Source organism: Mesorhizobium sp. 8 (assembly GCF_006351905.1).
Taxonomy (GTDB): domain Bacteria; phylum Pseudomonadota; class Alphaproteobacteria; order Rhizobiales; family Rhizobiaceae; genus Mesorhizobium; species Mesorhizobium composti.
The window spans coordinates 1,811,412-1,828,002 of the sequence record NZ_CP040914.1 but is presented as its reverse complement, the minus strand read 5'-3'; the positions used below and the strand labels follow the sequence as shown (position 1 = coordinate 1,828,002).

The window sequence follows — 16,591 nt, the reverse complement described above, 5'->3', positions numbered from 1 at the left end:
CGCCATGGCCGATGGGGCCGACAAGGACTCCAAAACCGAGGAAGCGACCGAGAAGAAGGTCCGCGATACGATCGAGCAGGGCAAACTGCCCAACTCGCGCGAAACTGCGCTGCTCGCTTCCTTCGTCGCCATCCTGATCTACGCGGTCTTCTACGCCCGCGAGGCCGTGGCCGATCTCGGCATGTTCCTGTCGATGTTCCTGGAGAAGCCGGAAGCCTGGCCGATGGACACCGAAACCGATGTCATCGCGCTCTACAAGGTCGTGCTGATCGAGGTGGGTCGGCCGTTGGCGATCCTCCTGGTGCTGCTGGTCGTCGCCGGCGTCGGCGCCTCGGTGTTCCAGAACCTGCCGCAGTTCGTCGGCGAGCGCATCCGGCCGCAACTGTCGCGCATCTCGCTCGCCCAGGGCTGGAAGCGCATGTTCGGCGTGCAGGGCTGGGTCGAGTTCCTGAAGTCGCTGGCCAAGCTCGCCTTCGTCTCGGCGGTGCTCGCCTTCACCGTGGCGCAGGACCCGCGCCGGCTGCTTTCGGGCATGATCACCAATCCGTTCGAGTTCACCAAGGTCATCCGCTCGATCACCGTCGATATCCTTGTCGCCGTCGTGCTGGTGATGGCAGCGATCGCCGCCGCCGACCTGGTATGGTCGCGCTTCAGCTGGCGGCGCGACATGCGCATGAGCAAGCAGGAGGTCAAGGACGAGCTGAAGCAGTCCGAAGGCGATCCGATCGTGAAGTCGCGCATCCGCTCGGTGGCGCGCGACCGGGCGCGCAGGCGCATGATGACAGCGGTTCCGAAGGCGACGCTGGTGATCGCCAATCCGACGCACTACGCGATCGCGCTGCGCTATGTGCGCGAGGAGAACTCGGCGCCGCTGGTGGTCGCCAAGGGCCAGGACCTCGTCGCGCTGAAGATCCGCGAGATCGCCGAGGAGAACGGCATTCCGGTTTTCGAGGACGTCGCGCTCGCCCGCTCCATGTACAAGCAAGTTTCGGTTGATAGCGTCATTCCACCGCAATTCTACCAGGCAGTGGCCGAGTTGGTGCGGATCGTCTACGCGAAGAAACCCGAGCCGAAACGGATTTCATGAACCGACAGCCGCATGCCAGTTCCCGCGAGATCGTCGTCGCCCACGCCATCGACCAGGTGGTTCGCGAGCTGAGGCTGATCGACGTTGCCGACTACATCGCCTTCATCCGGCTGGAACATTTCGCCTGCCTGTCGGACCTCGTCGATTCCGCCGCCGAACTCTTCTTCATGCCCGGAACGCTCAGGCTCGGCCATGGCGGCGAGGCCTATGTCGACTGGGGCGGCGCGCCGCGCATCGTGCTCGACCTGGAACTGAGGCCGCCGGGCGTCACCGTCTATTTCCAGCTGACGCTGACCGAGCACGACGCATCGGTCGTGCTGAACTACGTCGCCTTCAAGGACCCGGACGAGGACCCCGAGCAGAACACGCGGCTTCTGGCGGCGGTGCTGGAGAATGCGCGCATTCGCAAGAGGGAATCGGTGAATGGTGAATGGTAAAATGGTGAATGGAGCGGAATGTTCGGCTCGTGCCCGGGGCTGATCCGGGCATCCGAACATTCACCATTCACCATTCACTCGATCAGACCCAGCCTGAGCGCCTTGGCCACCGCCTGCGTTCGGCTGACGGCGTTGAGCTTCTGCGCCGACTGGGTGAGGTACTGGTTGGCGGTGTGCACCGACAATTTCAGCAGCCGGGCGATCTCCTCGCTGGTGTAGCCGTTGGCCGTCAGCTTCAGGCATTCCAGTTCGCGCTTGGTGATCGACCCGATCCGTCCGGCCTCGCCCGGCCGCATGCGTGCCACCGCATCGAACAGCGCGAAACAGCGGGCGTGGATTTCATAGAGCGCGTGCTGCGGCAGGGTCATGGCGGTGCCGAGAAAGACGACGAGGCCACATTGGCCGCGCTCGGCATGGACCGGGAAGGCGATGCCGGCGCTGCCTGGTGCCAGCGGCGCGATGCGCTCGACCCATGGCAGGTGGGCAAACCTGGCGGCGGCGCCGGCCACCGCGTCGTCGGCCCACCATAGCGGGGCCGTGGAGACGCGGGCATGGCGCACGACGTCTTCGCTGTTGGCCCCCGATATCAGCTTGGTGGTCGTCGCCACCGATGGGTAGTCGCTGTCGAAACAGGGCACCAGACGGGCCCGTTCAGCCGAAGGGCCGGAAAAGAACAGCGCGAAGGCGGTGGCGTTGATGTCGACGGCGATCCAGCGGCAGCGGCGCACGGCGTCGGGCATGGTGACGGCGTGGTGCGTCTCCGACCCGAGGCTGAAGGCGCCGAACGGGCTGTGGCTTCGGTCGAACAGGGCCTCGGCGGCCGCTCTGGCCTCGATGCGTTTCAAATGATGCCGCTCCTGATCGCGGTTGCGATCGCCATCGCGCGGTTGGACGCGGAGAACTTCTGGATGGCGTGGGTGATGTAGCTGTTGACGGTGTTGGACGAGACGCCGAGGATCAGCGCCACTTCGTCCGTGGTCTTGCCTTCCGAGACCCAGAACAGGCATTCGCGCTCGCGGTCCGACAGCGGGTCCTGCGTGGTGGCGGCGGCGAGAAGCTGCGGAACCTGGGACAGCGCATAGCAGCACTGCATCTGCCCGCGCATCAGGGCGCTGCGGTCGATGTGGCCGGGTTCAGCCGAGGAGAAAAGCGCGAACAGCCGCTGGCGGCCGACGTCGAGCCTGAGCGAATAGAGCTCGACATGGCCGAACACGTCGAGCAACCGGACCTCCTCGCCGCTCAGCAGGCCGCCGGTGTCGGGAGCCCCGGCGGCGACCAGCGGCTGTGGCCGGATGCCCGGCGCGGCGGTGAACAGGCCCTGGGCCAGGGTGGCGATGATGCGCTTGCCGATCAGCTCGATGGCATCGAAGACCCAGTTGGAGGCCACGATGCGGGCATCGGAGCGGGCCTGGTCGTGGACGACGGCGACCAGCATATAGGAATCGGCGCCGATCCCGGCGGCAAGCTGCGTGAGAAAGGCGGTGAGGTCGCCTCGGGACGAGAGGCGCATCGGAACGTCGTCGAAGGAGGGCTGCGCGGCTGTGGCGGTCATTTCATTTTATCGTGCGGCCGAATCGATCCTCATGCCCGGCACCGGAACACCGGCATCAGACCCAAAACGCATCACTGTCGCGAAGGAACTCTCGCAGAAACGCACAAGACGCCAGACAGCGTCCGACCCGCCGAATCCGTGAGGGGCAACGCGAAACCGTTCGCGCCTTGCACCGGATGAGCTCCGGAACATCAGACTTTCGATGGTTCGCCGTGCCCCCGAGGAACGGCTGATTCGGCTGTAATCTAACCGCAGACGAATCCAGGGGCAAACGGGAATTGACAGAATTGCGTTTCGGAGTCCGTGCGCGGCGACTCAGGCGCCTGCGCCATGTCGGCCGCCGGCGCCTGCCGGGCGATGCCGCCTGTGGGAGAAAGGCTGGTCCACGGCCAAATTCGTTTGATTTTTGCCGGTTTCGGCCCGATAAGGCCGGCAAAGTCATCGACTGGAGAAAAACGAGACATGGCCGGCGACAAGAACGCGTTCGTTTGGGACGATCCTTTCCTGCTGGAAGACCAGCTTTCGGAAGACGAGCGGATGATCCGCGACGCTGCCGCAGCCTTTGCCGCCGACAAGCTCAGCCCCCGCGTCGAGCAGGCCTATCTGGAGGAAAAGACCGATCCGGCGATTTTTCGCGAGATGGGCGAGGCTGGCCTGCTCGGCGTCACCGTGCCGGAGGAGTATGGCGGGCTGGGCTCCAACTACGTCACCTACGGGCTGATCGCGCGCGAGGTCGAGCGGGTGGATTCCGGCTATCGCTCGATGATGAGCGTGCAGTCCTCGCTGGTCATGTATCCGATCCACGCCTACGGCTCAGAGGAGCAGCGCAAGAAATACCTGCCGAAGCTGGCTTCTGGCGAATGGATCGGCTGCTTCGGCCTGACCGAGCCGGACGCCGGTTCCGATCCGGGCGGCATGAAGACGCGCGCCGAAAAGACCGCTTCCGGCTACCGCCTCAACGGCTCGAAGATGTGGATCTCCAACGCCCCGATCGCCGACGTCTTCGTCGTGTGGGCCAAGGTGAAAGGCGATGACGGCAAGGACGTCATCCGCGGTTTCGTGCTCGAGAAGGGCATGAAGGGGCTTTCCGCGCCGAAGATCGAGGGCAAGTTGAGCCTCCGCGCGTCGATCACCGGCGAGATCGTTCTGGAGAACGTCGAGGTCGGCGAGGATGCGCTGTTGCCCAACGTCAAGGGTCTCGGCGGTCCATTCGGCTGTTTGAACCGCGCCCGCTACGGCATTTCCTGGGGCGCGCTGGGCGCGGCCGAGGACTGCTGGCATCGCGCCCGGCAATATGGCCTCGACCGCAAGCAGTTCGGCAAGCCGCTCGCCGGCACGCAGCTCTACCAGAAGAAGCTCGCCGACATGCAGACCGACATCGCGCTTGGCCTTCAGGGCTCCTTGCGCGTCGGCCGACTGATGGACGAGGGCAAGATGGCGCCGGAAATGATCTCCATCGTCAAGCGCAACAACTGTGGCAAGGCGCTCGACATCGCCCGCCAGGCGCGCGACATGCACGGCGGCAATGGCATCCAGATCGGCTACCACGTCATGCGCCACGCGCAGAACCTGGAGACGGTCAACACCTACGAGGGCGCACACGACGTGCACGCGCTGATCCTCGGCCGCGCGCAGACCGGACTGCAGGCGTTTTTCTAAGTTTCCTCGCCCCGTTTACGGGGGTGAGGAATGGTGGCCGTAGGCCACGAAAAGCCAATTGCTTGGCTTTTCGAATGACGAACGCTCGGCAGGGCAGGATGCCGGCAGGCAGGTGAGGGGCGGCGCGAACGTCGCCAGCCACGTGCTGCCCCTCATCTGTCACTTCGTGACATCTTCTCCCCGTGAACAGGGAGAAGAAAGAAGCGGAACCCTTCCGCCACCCAGCGCGTATTCACGGGCCACACCGTGGAGCGTGCATGCTGGACAAGACGAAACCCAACGAGAGCGGCGAGGATGACCCCGTCGCCGCCGCCGAGCGTGCGCAGCTCACCTATGTCAGCGACGGGGAGCCCGGCATTCGCCGCAAGGGCGCGCCGAAGCGTTTTTATTACGTCGATCCGCACGGCAATCCCCTGAAGGAAGGCAAGACGGTCCAGCGCATCCGCGCGCTCGCCATTCCGCCGGCCTGGACCGACGTCTGGATCGCCCCTGATCCCAACGGCCATATCCAGGCGACGGGACGGGACGACAAGGGCCGCAAGCAGTACCGCTATCATCCGGACTGGGCGGCCGAGCGCGATGGCCAGAAATATTCCAGCCTGACCGCCTTTGCCGAGGCGCTGCCCCGGCTGCGCGGCCGGATCGATGCCGATCTCAGCCGCCGCGGTCTTCCCGTCGAACGGGTGGTGGCGTCCGTCGTCTGGCTGCTCGACAACACGATGATCCGGGTCGGCAATGTCGCCTACGCGCGCGACAACAAGAGCTTCGGCCTCACCACCCTGCGCGATCGCCATGTCACCATCGCCGGCTCCAGCCTGCGCTTTGCCTTCAAGGGCAAGTCGGGCAAGGAATGGAGGCTCAAGCTCGTCGACCGGCGCATCGCCCGCGTCGTGCGCGGCGCGCAGGACATTCCCGGCCAGAAGCTGTTCCAGTATCTCGACGAGGCCGGCGCCCGCCATCCGGTGCGCTCGCAGGACGTCAACCGCTACATCCGCGAGGCGGCCGGCAACGGCTTCAGCGCCAAGCACTTCCGCACATGGGGCGGCACCATCCATGCCGCCTCGCTGCTGGCGCAGACAGAGCGGCCCGACAGCAAGACCGCGCAGAAGCGGGTGTTGAACGGCATCATTGACAAGGTCGCCGGGCGGCTGGGCAACACCCGCTCCATCTGCCGGCAATGCTACATCCACCCCGCCGTCACCGAGGCCTGGCTGGAAGGCGACCTGCTCGAGGGCATGACGCAGGCCAACAGGGGCAAGCGCGGTATCAAAGGCCTCGACGAAGAGGAAGCGCTGGTGCTGCGCTGGCTGAAAGCGCGCGGCGGCTAAGGTCGCCAAGTCGCCCAAGATTTTTTATCGACGGGCTGTCGGCTTCGGCCTACCCTTTTCGTCCTTTGACACGAGACAAGGACGAACCATGCTTTACGCCATCCTCTGTTACGCTTCCGAAGACGTCGTCTGCGCCTGGAGCAAGGAGCAGGACGAGAAAGTCATGGCCGATCTCGCCGTTGTGCAGGAAAAATATGCGCGCGCCGGCAAGCTCGGCCCGGTGGCACGGCTGTTACCCACCACGGCGGCGACGACGCTCAAGCGAGCGAAGGGCGAGCAGGTCGTCATCGACGGTCCCTTCGCCGAGACCAAGGAACAGTTCCTCGGCTTCTACACGCTCGAATGCGATCATCTCGACGAGGCGATCGAGTTCGCCAGGGAGTTGTCGGCGGTCAATCCGTCCGGCGGTTCCTACGAAATCAGGCCGGTAGGCCGCTTCAACCGGACAAATATCGTCGCATGACCGACCCGAACTGGATCGCTTCCGCCCTCAGCGCCGCCCGCCCGCAGGCGGTGGCCGCATTGCTGCGCTATTTTCGCGACCTCGACGCGGCCGAGGAAGCCTTCCAGGACGCCTGCCTCAGGGCATTGAAGAACTGGCCGAAGAACGGACCGCCGCGCGATCCGGCCGCCTGGCTGATCTTCGTCGGTCGCAACAGCGGCATCGACCAGGTGCGCAAGCGGGCGAAGCAGGCGCCGCTGCCGGAAGAAGACAAGCTCTCCGATCTCGAAGACGCCGAGGCCGACATGGCCGAGCGGCTGGACGGTGCGCATTACCGCGACGACATCCTCAGGCTTCTGTTCACCTGCTGCCATCCGGACCTGCCGGCGACGCAGCAGATCGCGCTGGCGCTGCGCATCGTCTCGGGCCTTTCGGTGAAGCAGATCGCCCGCGCCTTCCTGGTCGGCGAGAGCGCCATGGAGCAGCGCATCACCCGCGCCAAGGCGCGCATCGCCGCGGCCGGCGTGCCGTTCGAGACGCCGGGACCGGTCGAGCGGTCGGAGCGCCTGGCGGCGGTGGCGGCGATGATCTACCTCGTCTTCAACGAGGGCTATTCGGCCGCCAGCGGCGAGGTGGAGGCGCGCGCGCCGCTCGCCGACGAGGCGATCCGACTGGCGCGGCTGCTCCTGCGCCTGTTCCAGACCGAACCGGAGATCATGGGGCTGACGGCGCTGATGCTGTTGCAGCATGCGCGTACGCCGGCACGCTTCGACGCCAACGGCGAGATCGTGCTTCTGGAGGATCAGGATCGTTCGCTGTGGCACGCCAAGATGATCGCCGAAGGTCTGGCGCTGGTCGACAAGGCGCTGCGGCACGGCAAGCCCGGTCCCTACCAGGTGCAGGCGGCGATTGCCGCGTTGCATGCGCGTGCGGCGAAGGCCGAGGACACCGACTGGCAGGAGATCGACCTGCTCTACGGGTTGCTGGAACAGATGCAGCCGTCGCCGGTCATCACCCTCAACCGGGCCGTTGCCGTTTCAAAGGTAAGGGGGCCTGAGGCGGCGCTTGCCATGGTCGAGCCGCTCGAAGAGCGGCTGGCCGGCTATTTTCACTTTCACGGCCTGCGCGGCGGCCTCTTGATGCAACTTGGCCGCAATGCCGAGGCGCGCGAAGCCTTCGACCGCGCCATCGCGCTCGCCAACACTGCGGCGGAAGCCGCGCATATCCGCATGCATCTCGACCGGTTGAGCGGTGCGAGCGGCGGCAAGCCAGCAAGCGCGGCCATGCATTGAGCCGGTAATGGTTGGCTGGAAACGCGTGGCGGTGCCGCCCGTCCGGCGGGACACTTCGATCTCCAGATCATGGAGGTCATCACGATGATGTCGCTGCTTCGAGCCTTGCACGTCCACGCCGCCGAGCGCGGCGATGGGCTGCTTCCGGAATTCCTCAATTGCGGCCGCATTGCCCGTTCCCTGCAGAAACCCGCGAACGAAGATGCCCGGACCGCGATGCGCAGAGCGGCGCGTCGGGATAAAAGCCGCGCTCCTCTTTCCGTGAAGAACGGGGAGAAGATGCCAGCAGGCAGGTGAGGGCGAAGCGTGGTAAGCCGAGGCGCGGTTCTCGAACAAGGGCCGACGGTGCTTCGTGCAACAACCTCATCCGTCTCTGCGCTGAGCGTCGATCCCCCTTCTCCCGCAAAAGGAGAAGAGGAGTTTTGCTCCCCTTCGCCATAGGATGACGAAGTGCCGGTTGTTACCTTCGCGAAAAATCTTTCACGAAATCTATCCACCTCTTTCGGACCCGTCTCATACTTGCTCCACTGTTTCTGGCGGGACCTGGTGCGCACCGGGTATCAGGCGGAGACGGCGGTGGCCTTGGCGGACGGGGATCGGTTCCCGGATGCCGGGGAGCGTCCGACAGGCCCGACCCCGGCGGAAACGCGAGTCCAAGGGGGAGCGGAGAATGACGCGCACACGTCCGAAGCCGCATTGCGGTACGACGGACTGGGTGTATGAAGGTCGACTGGACGTCAAACACACCGGGCGGGGCGCGATGACCGCGCCACGTATATAACTCCAGGAAGGCACGGCTTCGCGCCCCGCCTCCCGACTCAATGGCCAGGGCCGAAAGGCAGCGTGGCGAGGAGGACGTGCGCCAGCCGCCCTCTGGCTCAACAAGCCGGGGGTGGCGCGCTGCACCGGAAACTTGTATTGGCACGCCCAACGGCGCTTGCGCGCGCCAGCCTAATCCAAAGAGGACGAGACAATGACGGTTGCGAACGAAACGGCGGACCTGCTTGGCAAGCTCGGCGTCGACAAGGCGGTGCTTTCGGGTGGCGATCTCAAGGTCAGGAGCCCGGTGACGGGCGAGGTGATCGCCTCGCTGAAGCAGATGTCGGCGGCCGAAGCCGGCAAGGCGATCGACGCCGCGCACGAGGCCTTCAAGGCTTGGCGGCTGGTGCCCGGCCCGAAGCGCGGCGAACTGGTGCGGCTGCTCGGCGAGGAACTGCGCGCCCACAAGACTGAGCTCGGCCGGCTGGTGTCGATCGAGGTCGGCAAGATCCCGTCCGAGGGGCTCGGCGAAGTGCAGGAGATGATCGACATCTGCGATTTCGCCGTCGGCCTGTCGCGCCAGTTGTACGGCCTGACCATCGCCACCGAGCGCCCCGGCCACCGCATGATGGAAACCTGGCATCCGCTCGGCGTCATCGGCGTGATTTCGGCTTTCAACTTCCCCGTCGCGGTGTGGTCGTGGAATTCGGCTCTGGCCCTGGTGTGCGGCGACTCGGTGGTGTGGAAGCCGTCGGAAAAGACGCCGCTGACCGCGCTTGCCTGCGAGGCGATCTTCGCCCGCGCCGTCAAGCGCTTCGGCGCCGATGCGCCGAAGGACCTGCTCAAGGTTCTGATTGGCGACCGCGCCGTCGGCGAGGTGCTGGTCGACCATGAGAAAGTGCCGCTGGTGTCGGCGACCGGCTCGACGCGCATGGGCAGGGAAGTCGGCCCGCGGCTCGCCAAGCGCTTCGCCCGCGCGGTGCTGGAACTCGGCGGCAACAATGCCGGCATCGTCACGCCGACCGCCGACCTTGACATGGCGCTGCGCGCGATCGCCTTCGGCGCGATGGGCACGGCCGGCCAGCGCTGCACGACGCTGCGCCGCCTGATCGTCCACGAGAGTGTTTACGACCAGCTCGTGCCGCGCCTGAAGAAGGCTTATGAGAGCGTGTCGGTCGGCAATCCGCTGGAAGGCAAGGCGCTGGTCGGGCCGCTGATCGACAAGGTGGCCTTCGACGGCATGCAGAAGGCGCTTAAGGAAGCTGAGGCGCATGGCGGCAAGGTGACCGGCGGCGCCCGCGTCGAGAACGGCCACCCGGATGCCTTCTACGTCCATCCGGCACTGGTGGAGATGCCGAAGCAGGTTTCGCCGGTGACGGAAGAGACCTTCGCGCCCATCCTTTACGTGATGAAATACAAGGACTTCGACGAGGCTCTTGACCTGCACAACGCGGTCGGCGCCGGCCTGTCGTCGTCGATCTTCACGCGCGATATCATGGAATCGGAACGCTTCCTGTCGGCGGAAGGCTCGGACTGCGGCATCGCCAACGTCAACATCGGCACCTCGGGTGCGGAGATCGGCGGCGCCTTCGGCGGCGAGAAGGAAACCGGCGGCGGCCGCGAGTCCGGCTCCGACGCCTGGAAGGCCTATATGCGCCGCGCCACCAACACGGTGAACTATTCCACCGCGCTGCCGCTGGCGCAGGGCGTGTCCTTCGACATCGACTGACACGGCGGCCATAGCCTCCGCCGTGCCGGCCCGCAAACGGGCTCGCGCGGCGGATTTTCCAGGCGTAACGTAGGCGCAGGGAACCTTTCCTCGCCGCCGGCATCCAAGCGGCGGACAAGGAGGCTGCGATGCCTGCGCTGAATACCAGACCGATCCCACTTGAGGCCGCCAGCGACGCGGAACTCGTCGCGCATGCATTGGCGCGGGACGGGCACGCCTTCCGCGCCATCATGACGCGCTACAATCAGCGGCTCTACCGGCTGGCGCGCGGCATCGTCGGCCGTGCCAGCGAGGCGGAGGACGTCGTGCAGGAGGCCTATGTGCACGCCTTCCGCAGCCTCGACAGCTTTCGCGGCGAGTCCGCCCTTTCGACTTGGCTGTCGCGCATCGTCATAAACGAGGCGCTCGGCCGGCTGCGCAAGCAAAAGCGCGAAGGCAAGGTGACGAACCTCGAAGCGGCCCAGGCCGAAATCATCCAGTTTCCCGGCAATGCCAGCGACGATCCGGAGCGGACCATGGCGCAACGACAGATCCTGCACCTGGTCGAAGAGGCCACCGACCATCTGCCCGCCACCTTCCGGGCCGTGTTCGTCGCCCGCGTCATCGAGGGCTTGAGCATGGAGGAGACGGCCGAACTGCTCGGCATCAAGCCGGAGACGGTGAAGACGCGGCTCTATCGTGCCCGCCAGATGGTGCGCAAGGAACTGGACGCACAGATCGGCCCGGTGCTGATGAACGCCTTCCCCTTCGCCGGCCGCCGTTGCGATCGCCTGAAGGATGTCGTCATGCAGCGCCTCGGCCTCGAAAGCGCTGATTCAGGAAGCTGATCGAAGGCGCTGATTTTTCGGGAACCTTCGGCTGCCTGCCGCATCCAATCGATGTCAAGCAAACAGGCCCGGCGCCCCCGCGTCCGGGCAAGGAGGTTCCATGTTCATTCGTCCGTTCGCCGCCCTAGCGATGCTGGGCGTTCTCGCCGCGCCGACCTTCGCCGACGCCGCCGACAAGCCGACCGATCCGCAGATCGCCCACATCGCCTACACCGCCGGCGTCATCGACATCGAGGCGGCCAAGCTCGCCGTCTCCAAGTCGAAGACCAAGGCGGTCGTCGACTTCGCCAAGGACATGCTGCGCGACCATGAAGCGGTCAACAAGCAGGCGCTCGACCTGGTCAAGAAGCTGAAAGTCACGCCCGAGGACAACGACACCTCCAAGGCGCTGACCAAGGCGGCCAAGGCGGAGCGCGCCAAGCTGAAGAAGCTCAAGGGCGCCGCCTTCGACAAGGCCTATATCGACAACGAGGTCGCCTATCACAAGCAGGTCGACGGCGCGCTGGAGACGCTGCTGATCCCGTCGGCCCAAAACGCCGAGCTGAAAAGCCTCTTGGAAACCGGCCTGAAGATCTTCCAGGGCCATGAGATGCATGCCGAGCACGTCGCGGCCGGGCTGAAGTAGGAGGCGGCGATGCGCTTCGCATGGCTTTTGCCGGCGGCGGCTGTCCTGTTTGCCGCCGGCGTGGCCTCGGCCTCCGCCGAGACGATCACGGTGACGATCGACAAGCTGGTCTTCTCGCCGGCCGAAATCAGCGTCAAGGCCGGCGACACGGTGGAGTGGGTGAACAAGGATGCGCTTGCCCACACCGCCACCGTCAAGGGCGGCTGGGAAGTGATGATCCCGCCGAAGAAGACGGCGAGCCGCGTCATGACGGCCAAGGACACGGTGGATTATTACTGCCGTTTCCACCCCAACATGAAGGGGAAAATCACCGTCGCGCCGTAAGGCGTTGTTTTTTTCTGCCGCTGGCGGGCCGGTCCCGTCAGCGGTGCTTCATGTAGCCGATGAAGCCGGTGATGCGCCAGCGGTCGCTCTTGCGGCAGAAATAGAGCGTCTGCCAGTTGAGCCGGTCACTGCTGCCATCGGCGAGTTTCACCGTGCCATCGAACTTCTTGTGCGCGACGGCGACGTCGCCGTTGATGTCGATGCGGTCCATCGACACCGCCCTGAGCAGGGCAGGGACCAGGGGTTCGCCATAGGCGATCTTCGCCGAATCCGCCGCCTGCCGCAGCCATTCGTCACGATAGGCGTCGAGCGTTGGGAAGGCGGCGTCCCAGTCGTCCTGGTTCGGCGAGTTGTGGGCGTGGATGCCGAGGAAGCGGTCCGCGTCGAAATCGCCGGACACCATGCCCCAGTCCTGCGCGGCGAAAGCTTCGAAATCGCGCGGCATCAACATGTCCCAGATGAAGGCGCGGTCGGGATCGTCCGGGAAGGGGTTCTGCGCGGTCATGACGTTTCGCTTCAGGTGAGTTTCCCGCGCGCGGCGACGGGCAGGATGTCGACCACCCGGTCGCCCGAGATCAGGTAGACCTGATCGTAAAGATTGATGACCGGGCAGATATGGTCGGGCAGCACCCGCACGCGGTCGCCGACCTTGAGCCCGCTTGCCGCCGGCAGTTCCACCTTGCCGTGCTCCTCCGACAAGCCGATTACCCTGGCGCCCGCCTCGCCGACCAGTTCGGCATAGTCCGGCAGGCCGAGCGTGTCGCTGGTCAGCGCCTTGGAGCCGGCGTCGAGGATGGCGCGGGTGGCCGTCGGCCGGCTGACCACGGTGGCGAGCACGGTGGCGGCGCAATCGTCCAGTGTCGCCGCGCCCTTCGCGATCTGGTAGCGGTCCATGTAGATGTAGGTGCCCGGCCTGTATTCGGTGACGACCTGGCCTTCCGGCTTGCGCCACATGTCGGGTGTGCCGCCGCTGGTGATCGTCTCGCAGGCGAGGCCGTTCGCGGCCAGCAGGTCGCGCGTGGCGGCGAGCCAGGCTTCGGCCTGCGCTGCCTTGCCGGGGGCGGGAAAGGTCATCAGCCCGCCGAAGAAAAGGCCGGGCGCGGCGTCGATCTGCCTCGCCAGCGCGAGTGCCTCTTCCTTCGACTGGACGCCGCAGCGGCCGCCGCCAGTATCGCATTCGATCAGCACCTTGAGCGGACGGGCGGCATCGCGGAACGTCCCGGCCAGCCCCTCGATCGTGGTCGCGCTGTCGGCGGTGACGGAGAGTGTGACGCGGCCATGCAGCGCCTTCAGCCGTTCGAGCTTCTGCCGGCCGAGGATGTTGTAGGGGAGGAAGATGTCGGTCAGGCCGGCGTCGGCCATCACCTCGGCCTCGCCGATCTTCTGGCAGGTGATGCCTGCCGCGCCCGCCTCGACCTGCTTTTTCGCGAAGAAGGGCAATTTGTGCGTCTTGATGTGCGGCCTGAGCTTCACGCCGGCGGCGTCGGCCGCGGCCTGTGCGCGGGCGATGTTCTTCTCGGCGCGGTCGAGGTCGATCAGCACGGCGGGTGTGTCGATCTCGTCGATGGTTTTCGGTCTGTCGGTCATTTCGGTCACCCGGATGGTCGGTCGCGACTCGGCGAGTTTGAGCATGCTAGCGGCGTATCCGATGCGGCGCAGGTTTCAAGAACTTTTGGTCCAGGGGGACGACGGCAATCGCTGGACCGCCGGTGCTCGTCGCGCTATGGCCCCTCGCATCATCAGAACAGGAGATTTCGTCATGTCGCGCAAGCAGGTTTTCGGGGCTTCCCATGTGCCGCTGTCGCCCGCCGTCCGGGCCGGCGATTTGGTCTACGTTTCCGGCCAGGTACCGGTGAGGCCGGACGGCGGCATCGTCGACGGCGGCATCGAGCCGCAGACACGGCAGGTGCTGGAAAACGTCAAGGCGGCGCTGGCGCTGGCGGGTGCGACCATGGACGACGTGGTCAAGACCACGGTCTGGATCGAGGATGCGCGCGACTTTTCGGGCATGAACAAGGTCTATGGCTCCTTCTTCGCCAAGGAGCCGCCGGCCCGCACCACGGTGGAATCGCGCCTGATGCTCGATATCAAGGTCGAGATCGAGGCGGTCGCTTACGCCCCGGTGAAATAGCGTCGCCTCAGGCGACGCGGACGTAGCTGGTCATGCCCGTCTTCTGGTGCTCGATGATGTGGCAGTGCAGCAGCCAGTCGCCCGGATTGTCGGCGACGAAGCCGAGCTGCACCTTCTCGTCCGGCTGGAGAAGGTAGGTGTCCGACACCAGCGGCATCACCGGCCCGGCCGAGGACGACAGCACGGTGAAGCTCATGCCGTGCAGGTGGATCGGATGGGCGTGCGGCGTCAGGTTCTCCATGTCGAAGACATAGCTCTTGCCGAGCTTGAGTTCGGCCAAGGGTGCGGTCGGGTCCGACGTGTCACCCGGCCACGGCACCTTGTTGATCGCCCAGAAGCTGTAGCCCAGCGAGCCGCAGATGCTGTTTGCCGCGACATTCTCCGCCGTGGCGCTGAGCGCAAGCGGGATATGGGTAGCCGCTGCGACATCGGGAGCGGGGACCGGGTTGGGCGCGAGCGCCGCGAGGTCGCGCAGTTCATGCTTCAGCGAGGAACCGGTGGCGCGCAGCGTCGCCAGCGCAGCCTTCTTCGTGCCCCGCACATCCCTCAGCGTGACGACGGCGCCTTCCTCGTCCGGCATGCGCACGGCAAGGTCGAGCCGCTGGCCCGGCCCGATCCGCACCATGTCGAGCGCGAAACGCTGCGGCACCGGGTTGCCGTCGATGGCGATGACGTCGGCGGCCGCTCCCTCCAGCGTGAGCGCATGGATACGGGTGACGTCGGTGACGGCGATTCTGAGCCGCACCAGGCCGCCGGCCGGGGCGTCGTATTGCGGCTCCATCTGCCAGTTGGCGGTGCGCACCGTGCCGTAGGTGCCGGAACGGGCGGCGTCGCGCGGCCGGAACTGGGCGATGAACTGGCCGTCGCCGCCGAGCCGCCAGTCGCGCAGGTTGAGCACAACCTCGGCGTCGAAGCGCGGATCGTCGGGGTTCTCCACCACGATCACGCCGGTCAGGCCGTGGCCCATCTGCTCCAGCGTGTTGCAGTGCGGGTGATACCAGAAGGTGCCGGCGTCCGGCGGCGTGAAGGCATAGTCGAAATGATCGCCGGTGTAGACATAGGGCTGCACCATGAAGGGGACGCCGTCCATCTTGTTGGGCACGCGCATGCCGTGCCAGTGGATGGTGGTCGGTTCGTCGAGGCCGTTGACCAGCCGCGCCGCGAAGGGTTTTCCCTTGGTCATGTGCAGGACAGGCGGCATGCCGGCCTCGCCGTAGGTCAGGACGTCGCGGGTCGGTTCGGCCTCAGTCAGCCGCGCCGTTGTCTTCGTCGTCCTGAGGATTTCGGGGTCCGGCACGGCCAGCGCCGCGCTCACCATATTGCCCATCGCGCCGAGCCCGAAGCCGCCGGCAGCGGCGGCCGAGGCCTTGAGAAGGGTGCGTCGCGTCAGGATGGGCATGGCCGCTCCATGGGTCACGGATCGCGTCTTTCTAGGATCGGTGCGTGCTGCCTTCAACCGGCGCCATCGCCGCAGGCAGGTGCCGGCGGCAACCCGGAAATCTGCGTCCGGCGGGACCTCGGTCGCGGCCGGAAGGCGAACGGGATTGCCTGACAGGCGCGTGTTGGACAAACTGACACGGCGATCATGGTTGTCGGTCGTGATAGGCAGCGGCGGAACAAGTGGAAAACGAGACCGGTGCGTCAGGACATCCATACCAGCGGCATCCCGGTGCTGTGCGTATCGTGCGAGGCCCGCCATCGCGGCATCTGCGGCGCGCTGGAGCCGATCCAGCTTGTCGAGCTGGCCAGGGCGTCGACCAAGCATGTGCTGGAGGAAGGCGCCGAACTGATCGGCGACGCCGAACCGATCGACAACTATGCGAACATCCTTTCGGGCGTCGTCAAGCTGACCAAGAGCCTACCCGACGGGCGCCAGCAGATCGTCGGCCTGCAATTCGCGCCGGACTTTCTCGGCCGGCCGTTCAGCGAGGAGAGCGCCATCGGGGTCGAGGCGGCGACGCCGGTATCGCTTTGCTCGTTTCCCCGCCGCACGATCCAAAGGCTGATCGAGGCCACGCCCGGCCTCGAACGCCGGCTGCTCATGCAGGCCTTGCGCGAACTCGACGAGGCGCGGGGGTGGATGATGACCGTCGGCCGCAAGACGGCGGCCGAGAAGGTCGCCAGCTTCCTGCTCCTGATCGCTCGCAACATCGATCCGACACTGGACGGGGAAGGCGCGCCGGCCGGGGCGTTCGACCTGCCGTTGACGAGAGCCGATATCGGCGATTTCCTCGGCCTGACGATCGAGACGGTGAGCCGCCAATTCACCCGGCTCGACCGGGATGGGCTCATCAGCGTCAAGGGCCGCCGGGTCGAATTGCTCGACATGGGAAGGCTTGTGGACCTGGCCGGAGCCTGAGCGGTCTTCCACGCTCAATGCCGTCCATGGGTATCCTTTC

Annotated in this window: 18 protein-coding genes; 13 read left to right on the top strand and 5 right to left on the bottom strand. The window is 65.9% G+C overall.

Annotation, left to right across the window (positions count from 1 at the left end; translation table 11 throughout):
• The first annotated feature begins 4 nt into the window (after window positions 1-4).
• Window positions 5-1,087 carry a flagellar biosynthesis protein FlhB gene (gene flhB, locus FGU64_RS08855; protein ID WP_139952553.1) on the top strand — a complete coding sequence of 361 codons (1,083 nt, stop codon included), beginning with the start codon at window positions 5-7 and terminating at the stop codon, window positions 1,085-1,087.
• The gene (locus FGU64_RS08850) at window positions 1,084-1,524 is read left to right on the top strand and encodes a hypothetical protein (protein ID WP_139952550.1); all 441 of its coding nucleotides are present in this window, start codon (window positions 1,084-1,086) and stop codon (window positions 1,522-1,524) included. Before flhB ends, FGU64_RS08850 begins: the two co-directional genes overlap by 4 nt.
• A gap of 74 nt (window positions 1,525-1,598) precedes the next feature.
• Here the strand turns inward: FGU64_RS08850 and FGU64_RS08845 are convergent, their stop codons facing one another.
• Both FGU64_RS08845 and FGU64_RS08840 read right to left on the bottom strand, forming a co-directional pair.
• On the bottom strand, window positions 1,599-2,369 hold the full coding sequence (locus tag FGU64_RS08845) for a helix-turn-helix transcriptional regulator (protein WP_246671268.1): 771 nt from the start codon (window positions 2,367-2,369) through the stop codon (window positions 1,599-1,601).
• Window positions 2,366-3,076 (bottom strand): helix-turn-helix transcriptional regulator, encoded by a 711-nt coding sequence (locus tag FGU64_RS08840; protein WP_139952547.1) that lies wholly within the window; start codon window positions 3,074-3,076, stop codon window positions 2,366-2,368. Before FGU64_RS08840 ends, FGU64_RS08845 begins: the two co-directional genes overlap by 4 nt.
• Window positions 3,077-3,538: 462 nt before the next feature.
• Between FGU64_RS08840 and FGU64_RS08835 the strand changes: the two genes are divergently transcribed.
• From FGU64_RS08835 to FGU64_RS08795, 9 genes are all read left to right on the top strand, one after another.
• A complete protein-coding gene (locus FGU64_RS08835; RefSeq protein ID WP_139952544.1) occupies window positions 3,539-4,735 on the top strand; it encodes an acyl-CoA dehydrogenase in 1,197 nt (398 codons plus the stop codon).
• Between the two features lie 257 nt (window positions 4,736-4,992).
• Window positions 4,993-6,063 (top strand): DNA topoisomerase IB, encoded by a 1,071-nt coding sequence (locus FGU64_RS08830; protein ID WP_139952541.1) that lies wholly within the window; start codon window positions 4,993-4,995, stop codon window positions 6,061-6,063.
• Between the two features lie 88 nt (window positions 6,064-6,151).
• Window positions 6,152-6,526 (top strand): YciI family protein, encoded by a 375-nt coding sequence (locus tag FGU64_RS08825; protein WP_136356232.1) that lies wholly within the window; start codon window positions 6,152-6,154, stop codon window positions 6,524-6,526.
• Entirely contained in the window at window positions 6,523-7,797 is a 1,275-nt protein-coding gene (locus tag FGU64_RS08820; protein ID WP_136356230.1) for an RNA polymerase sigma factor, read from the top strand. Before FGU64_RS08825 ends, FGU64_RS08820 begins: the two co-directional genes overlap by 4 nt.
• 69 nt (window positions 7,798-7,866) lie before the next feature.
• Window positions 7,867-8,094, top strand: coding sequence for a hypothetical protein (locus FGU64_RS08815; RefSeq protein WP_139952538.1), 228 nt, complete (start codon window positions 7,867-7,869; stop codon window positions 8,092-8,094).
• 676 nt (window positions 8,095-8,770) lie between these two features.
• Window positions 8,771-10,285, top strand: coding sequence for an aldehyde dehydrogenase family protein (locus FGU64_RS08810; protein ID WP_139952535.1), 1,515 nt, complete (start codon window positions 8,771-8,773; stop codon window positions 10,283-10,285).
• Window positions 10,286-10,413: 128 nt separating this feature from the next.
• A complete protein-coding gene (locus FGU64_RS08805; RefSeq protein ID WP_139952531.1) occupies window positions 10,414-11,112 on the top strand; it encodes an RNA polymerase sigma factor in 699 nt (232 codons plus the stop codon).
• Between the two features lie 130 nt (window positions 11,113-11,242).
• Window positions 11,243-11,737 carry a DUF4142 domain-containing protein gene (locus tag FGU64_RS08800; RefSeq protein WP_230978712.1) on the top strand — a complete coding sequence of 165 codons (495 nt, stop codon included), beginning with the start codon at window positions 11,243-11,245 and terminating at the stop codon, window positions 11,735-11,737.
• A gap of 9 nt (window positions 11,738-11,746) precedes the next feature.
• A complete protein-coding gene (locus FGU64_RS08795; RefSeq protein ID WP_139952528.1) occupies window positions 11,747-12,061 on the top strand; it encodes a cupredoxin family copper-binding protein in 315 nt (104 codons plus the stop codon).
• A 37-nt stretch (window positions 12,062-12,098) separates the two neighbouring features.
• Here the strand turns inward: FGU64_RS08795 and FGU64_RS08790 are convergent, their stop codons facing one another.
• Together FGU64_RS08790 and FGU64_RS08785 are read right to left on the bottom strand one after the other, a co-directional pair.
• Window positions 12,099-12,566 carry a hypothetical protein gene (locus tag FGU64_RS08790; protein ID WP_139952525.1) on the bottom strand — a complete coding sequence of 156 codons (468 nt, stop codon included), beginning with the start codon at window positions 12,564-12,566 and terminating at the stop codon, window positions 12,099-12,101.
• An 11-nt stretch (window positions 12,567-12,577) separates the two neighbouring features.
• Window positions 12,578-13,648 carry a D-TA family PLP-dependent enzyme gene (locus tag FGU64_RS08785; protein ID WP_139952522.1) on the bottom strand — a complete coding sequence of 357 codons (1,071 nt, stop codon included), beginning with the start codon at window positions 13,646-13,648 and terminating at the stop codon, window positions 12,578-12,580.
• A gap of 172 nt (window positions 13,649-13,820) precedes the next feature.
• Between FGU64_RS08785 and FGU64_RS08780 the strand changes: the two genes are divergently transcribed.
• On the top strand, window positions 13,821-14,192 hold the full coding sequence (locus tag FGU64_RS08780) for a RidA family protein (protein ID WP_136356214.1): 372 nt from the start codon (window positions 13,821-13,823) through the stop codon (window positions 14,190-14,192).
• Between the two features lie 7 nt (window positions 14,193-14,199).
• Here FGU64_RS08780 and FGU64_RS08775 read toward each other — a convergent pair whose 3' ends face one another.
• Entirely contained in the window at window positions 14,200-15,591 is a 1,392-nt protein-coding gene (locus tag FGU64_RS08775; RefSeq protein WP_139952519.1) for a multicopper oxidase family protein, read from the bottom strand.
• Window positions 15,592-15,828: 237 nt separating this feature from the next.
• On the opposite strand from FGU64_RS08775, the gene FGU64_RS08770 reads away from it, so the two are divergent.
• On the top strand, window positions 15,829-16,551 hold the full coding sequence (locus tag FGU64_RS08770; RefSeq protein WP_246671267.1) for a Crp/Fnr family transcriptional regulator: 723 nt from the start codon (window positions 15,829-15,831) through the stop codon (window positions 16,549-16,551).
• The last annotated feature ends 40 nt before the right edge of the window (window positions 16,552-16,591 follow it).

Bases quoted from the DNA above. Each gene is read 5' to 3' on its own strand.
- flhB (WP_139952553.1), top strand. From the start codon at position 5: ATGGCCGATGGGGCCGACAAGGACTCCAAAACCGAGGAAGCGACCGAG.
- FGU64_RS08850 (WP_139952550.1), top strand. From the start codon at position 1,084: ATGAACCGACAGCCGCATGCCAGTTCCCGCGAGATCGTCGTCGCCCAC.
- FGU64_RS08840 (WP_139952547.1), bottom strand. From the start codon at position 3,076: ATGACCGCCACAGCCGCGCAGCCCTCCTTCGACGACGTTCCGATGCGC.
- FGU64_RS08835 (WP_139952544.1), top strand. From the start codon at position 3,539: ATGGCCGGCGACAAGAACGCGTTCGTTTGGGACGATCCTTTCCTGCTG.
- FGU64_RS08830 (WP_139952541.1), top strand. From the start codon at position 4,993: ATGCTGGACAAGACGAAACCCAACGAGAGCGGCGAGGATGACCCCGTC.
- FGU64_RS08825 (WP_136356232.1), top strand. From the start codon at position 6,152: ATGCTTTACGCCATCCTCTGTTACGCTTCCGAAGACGTCGTCTGCGCC.
- FGU64_RS08820 (WP_136356230.1), top strand. From the start codon at position 6,523: ATGACCGACCCGAACTGGATCGCTTCCGCCCTCAGCGCCGCCCGCCCG.
- FGU64_RS08815 (WP_139952538.1), top strand. From the start codon at position 7,867: ATGGAGGTCATCACGATGATGTCGCTGCTTCGAGCCTTGCACGTCCAC.
- FGU64_RS08810 (WP_139952535.1), top strand. From the start codon at position 8,771: ATGACGGTTGCGAACGAAACGGCGGACCTGCTTGGCAAGCTCGGCGTC.
- FGU64_RS08805 (WP_139952531.1), top strand. From the start codon at position 10,414: ATGCCTGCGCTGAATACCAGACCGATCCCACTTGAGGCCGCCAGCGAC.
- FGU64_RS08800 (WP_230978712.1), top strand. From the start codon at position 11,243: ATGCTGGGCGTTCTCGCCGCGCCGACCTTCGCCGACGCCGCCGACAAG.
- FGU64_RS08795 (WP_139952528.1), top strand. From the start codon at position 11,747: ATGCGCTTCGCATGGCTTTTGCCGGCGGCGGCTGTCCTGTTTGCCGCC.
- FGU64_RS08790 (WP_139952525.1), bottom strand. From the start codon at position 12,566: ATGACCGCGCAGAACCCCTTCCCGGACGATCCCGACCGCGCCTTCATC.
- FGU64_RS08785 (WP_139952522.1), bottom strand. From the start codon at position 13,648: ATGACCGACAGACCGAAAACCATCGACGAGATCGACACACCCGCCGTG.
- FGU64_RS08780 (WP_136356214.1), top strand. From the start codon at position 13,821: ATGTCGCGCAAGCAGGTTTTCGGGGCTTCCCATGTGCCGCTGTCGCCC.
- FGU64_RS08775 (WP_139952519.1), bottom strand. From the start codon at position 15,591: ATGCCCATCCTGACGCGACGCACCCTTCTCAAGGCCTCGGCCGCCGCT.